Raw genomic sequence first — 6,496 nt, 5'->3', positions numbered from 1 at the left:
GTCTACTATATCCCTCTCAATGACTTTTGCCAAACCGCCTAAAGCTCAGTAAATTCAGCAAAGTTCAGGGTTTTGGGGGTTAGAGGCATGCTCCTATCAGGGATCCCTGTGGGCAGCCAGAATGGCCTGAGCAGCCAGGTGGCCGGAGAGGGTGGCCCCTTCCATGCTGTCGATGTAGTCTTGGGCGGTGTAGCTGCCGGCAAAAAAGAAGTTGGGCACGGGAGTCTTTTGCTGCGGGCGATAGGGATCCATGCCCGGCGCTTCTCGATAGAGGGAGTGGGCCAGTTTCACCACGCTGTACCAGGTCATGTTCAGTTGCCGGGATGAAGGAAACAGCTCGTGGACTTGGTGCAACACGTGCTGGGCAATTTGCTCGTTGGGCATGGAAATGAAGGGATCCCCCGGCGTGAGCACGCATTGTAGCAGGGATCCCTGGCCCGGCTTGTAGTAGTCGGCGGGGCTGGTGAGGGCCAGATCGGCAAAACAGGAAAAATCGGCATCGGCGGTGTAGAGGAGATTGTCGATACCCAGAGCCTCTGGGTGTTGGCTGGCTCGTTTGGCCTGGCCTTGGGGGTTCAGCTCCGTCACCCAGCCATCGAAGCGCAATTGCACCGTGGCCACAGGTACGGATTCCAGCTTGTAGAGGTTGTCGAACTGAGGCCACTGCCGCCACACTTCCGGGATCAGCCGTTTGGCCCCTTCCACTGCCGTTGCACACACATACACATCTGCCTCCACCCGCTCTCCATTGGCCAAGAGCAAGCCGGTCACGGGGTAGGGAGGAGAGTCGTTCACTTCAATGCGGCTGACCCCTCTGCGGGTGTGGATCTGGCCCCCACGGGCTTGGATGTAGCGGACGATAGGCTGAGTGAGATAGGTGTCCGGGGATCCCTTGAGGAGATTGAGCTTGGAAGCCTCTGTTTTGCTGGCAAACATCTGAAAGATCGTCAGCATGCAGCGGGCAGAAATCTGTTCTGTATCGATAAAGCCCAAGGCATAGGCAATCGGGTTCCACATCCGCTTCAGGCTACCCTCGGATCCCCCATGCCGCCGAAACCAATCGGCAAAGCTCATCCGATCCAAGGCGCGAATTTGCCGCATTGCCCCTTCATAGTCCAGCAAGCCGCGAATCAGAGGGCTGGTGCCCAGCGCCAAGGCGTTGCGCAGCTTGTCCGCCCAAGAGAGCTGCTCGGTGGTGAAAAAAGCTTTGAGGCCGTTGAAAGGCGCCCCCAGGGGAAAGCGAAAATCCAGACTGGCCGTTTGCCCACCTCGGTTGACAAAGGTGTGGGTGTGTTGCTTGGGCAGCAGGTTCTCGTAGGCCCCCACCTTTTTCATCAGGGCAAACAAATTGCTGTAGTTGCAGAAAAAAACGTGCAGCCCCATCTCGATGTGGTTGCCATCGGCATCCTGCCAGGATCCCACCTTGCCGCCGACAAAAGGCCGCGCCTCGTAGAGCTGCACCTCGTGTCCTGCTTCAACCAAATCGACTGCCGTCACCAACCCGGCCAATCCGGCCCCGATAATGGCTACCCGCATAGTGATACCCTCAAACAGGCGCTGCCCGGGATCCCGCCCAGACTTTGCGCAACTGCAAAGAAAGATGAACTTCTCTCATTCTGGAACAAAATGCGCCAGGGATCCCTGACTTGACAAACCACCGCAAAACTTGCCATCATAAATTTCCCGACGCGGATGTAGCTCAGTGGTAGAGCTTCTCGTTGCCAACGAGACGGTCGCGCGTTCGAATCGCGTCATCCGCTTGCTTAGGCTTGTGAACCCATTCAAGAGGGGAATGAGATCCCTGCAAGGGAGAGGGCCGTGACGGTAGTCCCAAGGAGCTCCCCCTTTCCTCTCTCCCCAAAGGAGTCAGCCCTCACTCCCAGCTCTTCTCCCTCTGGAAGACGGGAGAGTAGGAGTCTCGGTTTGATTGGGCTGATTTGGGAATGGTTTGATTTGGGGAGCGTAGAAGGTCTCCAGGCTGTCACGGTCGCCCACAAAGCGCCAGTGCCAGGGTTCGTAATTCACCCCCTGAGGGTTGTTTCTGGGGAAAGACAGCTCAAAGCCAAAGCGGGCCGCGTTGCTCTGCAGCCACTGGAAGGCCGGGGTGGTCTCAAAGGCTTCTTGAGTATCCCACTGCGGAAACCCGGCATCCCCAAGGTCGATGGCATAGCCAGTGTGGTGCTCGCTGTAGCCAGGGGGAGCACTGACAGCAGCTCGTTCCTCGGGTCGCAAGGCTCGGGATTGAGCCAATTGAAAAAACAAGAATTCCTGATCCGCAATGGAGCGAAACCCGGAAATGGGGACAAGGCGGATCCCGGCAGCTTGAGCTGCTTCGCTCATGCGAAGGTAACTTTCGGCAGCCGCCTGGCGCAGGCGCACCTCTCGACCACGGTAGCTACCCACCACCCGCAAGCTATCTGCAGGAGCTTCGGAATAGGCATAGTGCCCCAACAGAGAAGGTCGCCCATTCTGCACAGTTGGCTGCGGCAGAGAGGGCTGACCAGCTTCCTCCAGAACTTGGGGATCCGCCGCCTGCTGGGATCCCGGTAACTTCTCTATCCCCCAACCCGCCAGGAGCACTAGCCCAACCAGCACCAGGCCCAAGACTAGACGGGACCTCAGGGCAGGCACCGAACTTTGCGCTTTTTTCGCCGGAGTGGACTGGCGACGGGCGACCGGAATGTCGTCGTTCATGCGCAAAGGCCGGGAACCTACCTAGGAGTGCTGAAAAGAGACAGAGTCTTTACAACCCCAAGTCCGCCAAAATATCGCGGGCATGGGTTTCGGTATTGATGTTCTGGTAGACCTTGGCAATTTTGCCCTCGCCATCAATGACGTAGGTCACCCGCTTGGCATAGCCGCCCCCATCCACATCGTAGGCGCGGGTGATCACCCCACTGCTATCCACCAGTAGGGGGAAAGGCAAGTTGTACTTTTCGGTGAACTTTTGGTGAGAAGCTTGGTCGTCCATGCTCACCCCCAGCACCACCACGTCCTTGCTTTGGTAGTCGGCGTAGGCGTCGCGGAATCCACAGGCTTCTTTGGTACAGCCGGGGGTGTCGTCTTTGGGATAAAAGTAGAGGACTACGGTTTTGCCGGCAAAATCAGCCAGAGAGACTTGGTTGCCTTGGGTGTCAGTGGTGTTAAACCCAGGAGCAGGGGTGCCAACAGCGAGAACCATAGGTGCGTGACCCAAAAAGTGTGATGAATAGGGCTGCCCTCAGCATTTTCTTCAGCCCTGCTTGTCTCTGTCAAGGCATTACCGCTCCAGCTTGGCATTGCAACTCAGCCACCAGCTCTTGAAGCTCCGCCGATAGATTGCCGGGCAGCCGTCGCCTCAGAATCTCTGCCAACGATCGGTAATACCACAGGGATCCCTCTTTTCCGGCGGAAAACCGCTGCCAGAGTTCATCCCCCAGTTGGCGAAAATCCCGCAAGATGCAGCGGGCGTTGTGCAGCTTGTCAGAGGCGGCCACCAACAAAACCGAGGCATTTGCCGTCTCCAGGTGCTTCAGGTAGGCGGTTTTGCGCTCTTTCCAGTTTTCTTTGGGCTCGCCTCGGGAGCCATCGCTTTCGGTATCCGTACATCCCAGGATGATCTGCAGCACCCGTTCTCCAAAGTGCTCCCGGATCTGTTGCTCAATCTGGGCCCGGGGCTCGCCTGTGTTGTGGGGGCCGTCCTCTAGGCTGTCGTGGAGCAGAGCGGCAATCGCTTCGTCTTCATCCGCCCCATGCTCCAGGGCGATGGCTGCTACGGCCAACAGATGGCTGAGGTAAGGGATCCCGGTTCCCTTGCGGGTCTGAGAAGCATGCCAGCGATGGGCATAGTGCATTGCCTCCGCAAACCGCTGTGTTAGCTGCGTTGACATCTGGATTCTCCGATTGGGGTTAAGTTGACCAAGAAAACTGGGTTGCAAGCCCTGCCCTAAGGCCTACAGCCCGCTGACGCGGCAAGGGCGGCTTTGTGCTACGCTGTTGGTTGAACTCCGCCAACTTGAGTATGGCGCAGTGTTAGCAAGAGCAATGTCAGCAGGAAAAGTATCTGGGAGTTCATCCCAGTAGTCGGGGTTATGGCATCCCCCACCACTCGCAAGGGTGGTGTAGCCCAAGAAGTAGGAATTATCCTGTGGCCTGGGAAAGAATCCTTGCCTTTTAGGGCAGAGAGAATACCAATTTTTGGACAAGGTTGATCCAAGCGAGGTTCAGGCGCTGAGATGGCAAGGTTCAGCCGGTGGCCGGAGTCTGTTTTGCAGGCAGCGGCAACAGCGTTCCTGTTCCCTGCCAAGCGCACAAATCCACGAACTGGTCGGCTATCCGAATTAACGCCGGGTTCGTGTTCGGCCTGTAGGCGGCTACCTCCAGCCGGCAGCCTTGGCGGCGGATATGCTCGAGGGCCGGCGCAAAATCTCCATCCCCACTCAGCAGCAGCACCGTCTCGTAGTGGGAGTGCATCGCCATCAAGTCCACGATCAGCTCCCCATCCAGATTGGCTTTGCGGCTGCCGTTGGCGTGGATCACCACCGGCTTGGTGACCACCCGATAGCCCTGTTTTCTCAACTCCCGCAGGAAACGACGCTGAGCTAGGTTGTGGCGATCTACCCCGCTGTAGACATGCACTTCCATCTCGGATCTGCCCTGGGCCAGCCAGCTGAGCAGACTGGGATAGTCGAGATGGGATCCCCACTGCTGGGCGCTGGCGTGGAGATTGGCCGCGTCGATGAACACCCCCAGGGCTTTGCGGGGAAAAGCAGGGTTCGGCTGGGATGCCACCAGCTGCTGCAGGTGTTGGAGTTGCGCCTGCACCAACTCCAGTTGCTCCAAAGTCACTTGGGGCTGGGATGTCGGCAGAGCATTCAACCGCAGCTCCACGGCTTTTAACCGCTGCTGGATTTGCTGGATGGCCTGGGTGATGGGGGCCAGCTGTTGCCGCACGGACAGATGAGACGTGGGCCGAGCTTCGAGGGCGTCGATCCGCCCTTGTAATGTTTCCAGTTGGGCCGCCGTCTGCTGCTGCTGTACCCAGATGGGCTCCAAAACCTTTACTTTCTGCTCGAGCTCTTGAATGGCTTCAGCCGGGGAAGCCAAGGTCTGCTGCAGAAGGGACGGTTCAGCAGTGAGCCGAGCGTCCAGCACCTCGAAACGCGCTTGCAGGGTCTCCAGTTGGGTTGCTGTCTGTTGCTGCTGTGTCCAGGTCTGTTCCAGAACTTGGCCAAGCTGTTCTTCGCGGCGGCGGATGGCAGGGTAGGCTGCTGCCAAAGGTAAGAGCCCCCAGATCACTTGGCGGGTCACCAGGGCCGTCACCCCCAGGGCCAGGGATCCCGTCCACAGCCAGGTTAAGGGGAAGGCAGAAGCCCTATTCATACTCATACTCATAGTCAGCTCTCCTCAGTTTGGGTTATCGATCTGCTCGGTTGCCAGGATTTCACCTCACTCACATGGGCCACCTCAGGGATCCCTCTCGAAGATCGAGATGCCCAGAACTCCCAGAGGCATCGAAGAGGAGCAATTCAGCAACTGCAGTATGCCGGCTGTTGGAAGGGGGAGCTTCCAATCGCTGGACAAACGTATTTCCCTTGTTGAGCAAACGGATCAGATATCGAGTCAGTTATCGAAAGCAGGCTCAAACTTGTTCCTCTTGACCGACAGGCCCCGTGGCCCGCTCAACCTGGATTCAACGTCCAAGCTATTGGCTGACGGTATGGGCCGTAAAACCATTGAACGGAGCAGGGTCAGCTAGAAATCGCAGGAGCCCCGCACTGTACCCGTAGGGTCAGTGTCGGGAGGAATGCGGAAGTTACGATAGAACCATGACCCAAGTTCTGACCGTCTCCTGTAAGCTCAAGGTGTCCCAGTCGCAGGCCGCAAAGTTGGACGCGACCTTGGATGCCTTTGTGCAGGCGTTGAACTGGGTCAACCAAAACACGCCCGAGAAAGTCACCAACGCCGTTAAACTTCAATCTCTGTGCTACCGCGAAATCCGTGCCCGGTTCGGCTTGTCCAGTAACTTGGCAAGGACTACGTCCCGCTTACGCGACCAGCAGGTCTGCAGACGGCTGGCCGGTGCCCGCAAGGTTGCCCGACAGAAAAACCGCCCCGTCAAAGCGTTCAAGGGGGGCTTCGCGACCTATGACGCTCGTATCTTTTCGTTCCGCGAGAAAGACTGGACGGTGTCGCTGACCACAGTGGAGGGTCGAGAGCGCTTTGAGCTGGCGATTGGCCGTTACCAGAGAGAACAGTTGGCGGGCTCCAATCCCAAATCGGCCACTCTGGTCAAGCGCAGAGACGGCTCCTACTACATCCAGATTTGCGTAGAGAAAAAACCACCCAGGCAACAAGATACCGACAAGGTGATTGGGGTGGATTTGGGAAGGATAGATATCGCTCATACCTCAGAGGGGAAGAACTGGAATGGACAGCAGTTGAACAGAGTCCGAGACCACTACTCCCGGTTGAGGGCGGTACTCCAACGCAAAGCCAGTAAGGGCACACGCAGTTC

Annotated in this window: 5 protein-coding genes, 1 tRNA gene and 1 pseudogene; 2 read left to right on the top strand and 5 right to left on the bottom strand. The window is 57.7% G+C overall.

What is annotated here, in order from left to right:
• Positions 1 to 96: 96 nt before the first annotated feature.
• Positions 97 to 1,536 (bottom strand): 9,9'-di-cis-zeta-carotene desaturase, encoded by a 1,440-nt coding sequence (gene zds / locus ACVWYZ_RS14045; protein WP_457467402.1) that lies wholly within the window; start codon positions 1,534 to 1,536, stop codon positions 97 to 99.
• 152 nt (positions 1,537 to 1,688) lie between these two features.
• On the opposite strand from zds, the gene ACVWYZ_RS14040 reads away from it, so the two are divergent.
• Positions 1,689 to 1,760: transfer RNA gene (locus ACVWYZ_RS14040), tRNA-Gly, on the top strand.
• Positions 1,761 to 1,866: 106 nt separating this feature from the next.
• On the opposite strand, the gene ACVWYZ_RS14035 is transcribed toward ACVWYZ_RS14040, so the two are convergent.
• The 4 genes from ACVWYZ_RS14035 to ACVWYZ_RS14020 all read right to left on the bottom strand — a co-directional run bounded on the left by ACVWYZ_RS14035 (position 1,867) and on the right by ACVWYZ_RS14020 (position 5,361).
• Positions 1,867 to 2,694, bottom strand: coding sequence for a M15 family metallopeptidase (locus ACVWYZ_RS14035; protein WP_414329610.1), 828 nt, complete (start codon positions 2,692 to 2,694; stop codon positions 1,867 to 1,869).
• 49 nt (positions 2,695 to 2,743) lie between these two features.
• Positions 2,744 to 3,181, bottom strand: coding sequence for a peroxiredoxin (locus tag ACVWYZ_RS14030; RefSeq protein WP_011432689.1), 438 nt, complete (start codon positions 3,179 to 3,181; stop codon positions 2,744 to 2,746).
• Positions 3,182 to 3,251: 70 nt separating this feature from the next.
• Complete coding sequence (locus ACVWYZ_RS14025; RefSeq protein ID WP_457467401.1) at positions 3,252 to 3,869, bottom strand: HD domain-containing protein; 618 nt, start codon at positions 3,867 to 3,869, stop codon at positions 3,252 to 3,254.
• Between the two features lie 355 nt (positions 3,870 to 4,224).
• On the bottom strand, positions 4,225 to 5,361 hold the full coding sequence (locus ACVWYZ_RS14020) for a LabA-like NYN domain-containing protein (protein WP_457467400.1): 1,137 nt from the start codon (positions 5,359 to 5,361) through the stop codon (positions 4,225 to 4,227).
• Positions 5,362 to 5,807: 446 nt separating this feature from the next.
• Between ACVWYZ_RS14020 and ACVWYZ_RS14015 the strand changes: the two are divergent.
• Positions 5,808 to 6,496: pseudogene (locus tag ACVWYZ_RS14015) on the top strand (RNA-guided endonuclease TnpB family protein); the annotation flags it as partial.

It is taken from the genome of Thermostichus sp. MS-CIW-37 (assembly GCF_054060065.1).
Note: the sequence above shows the minus strand (reverse complement) of the source record. Positions and strands in the feature narration are given on the sequence as shown.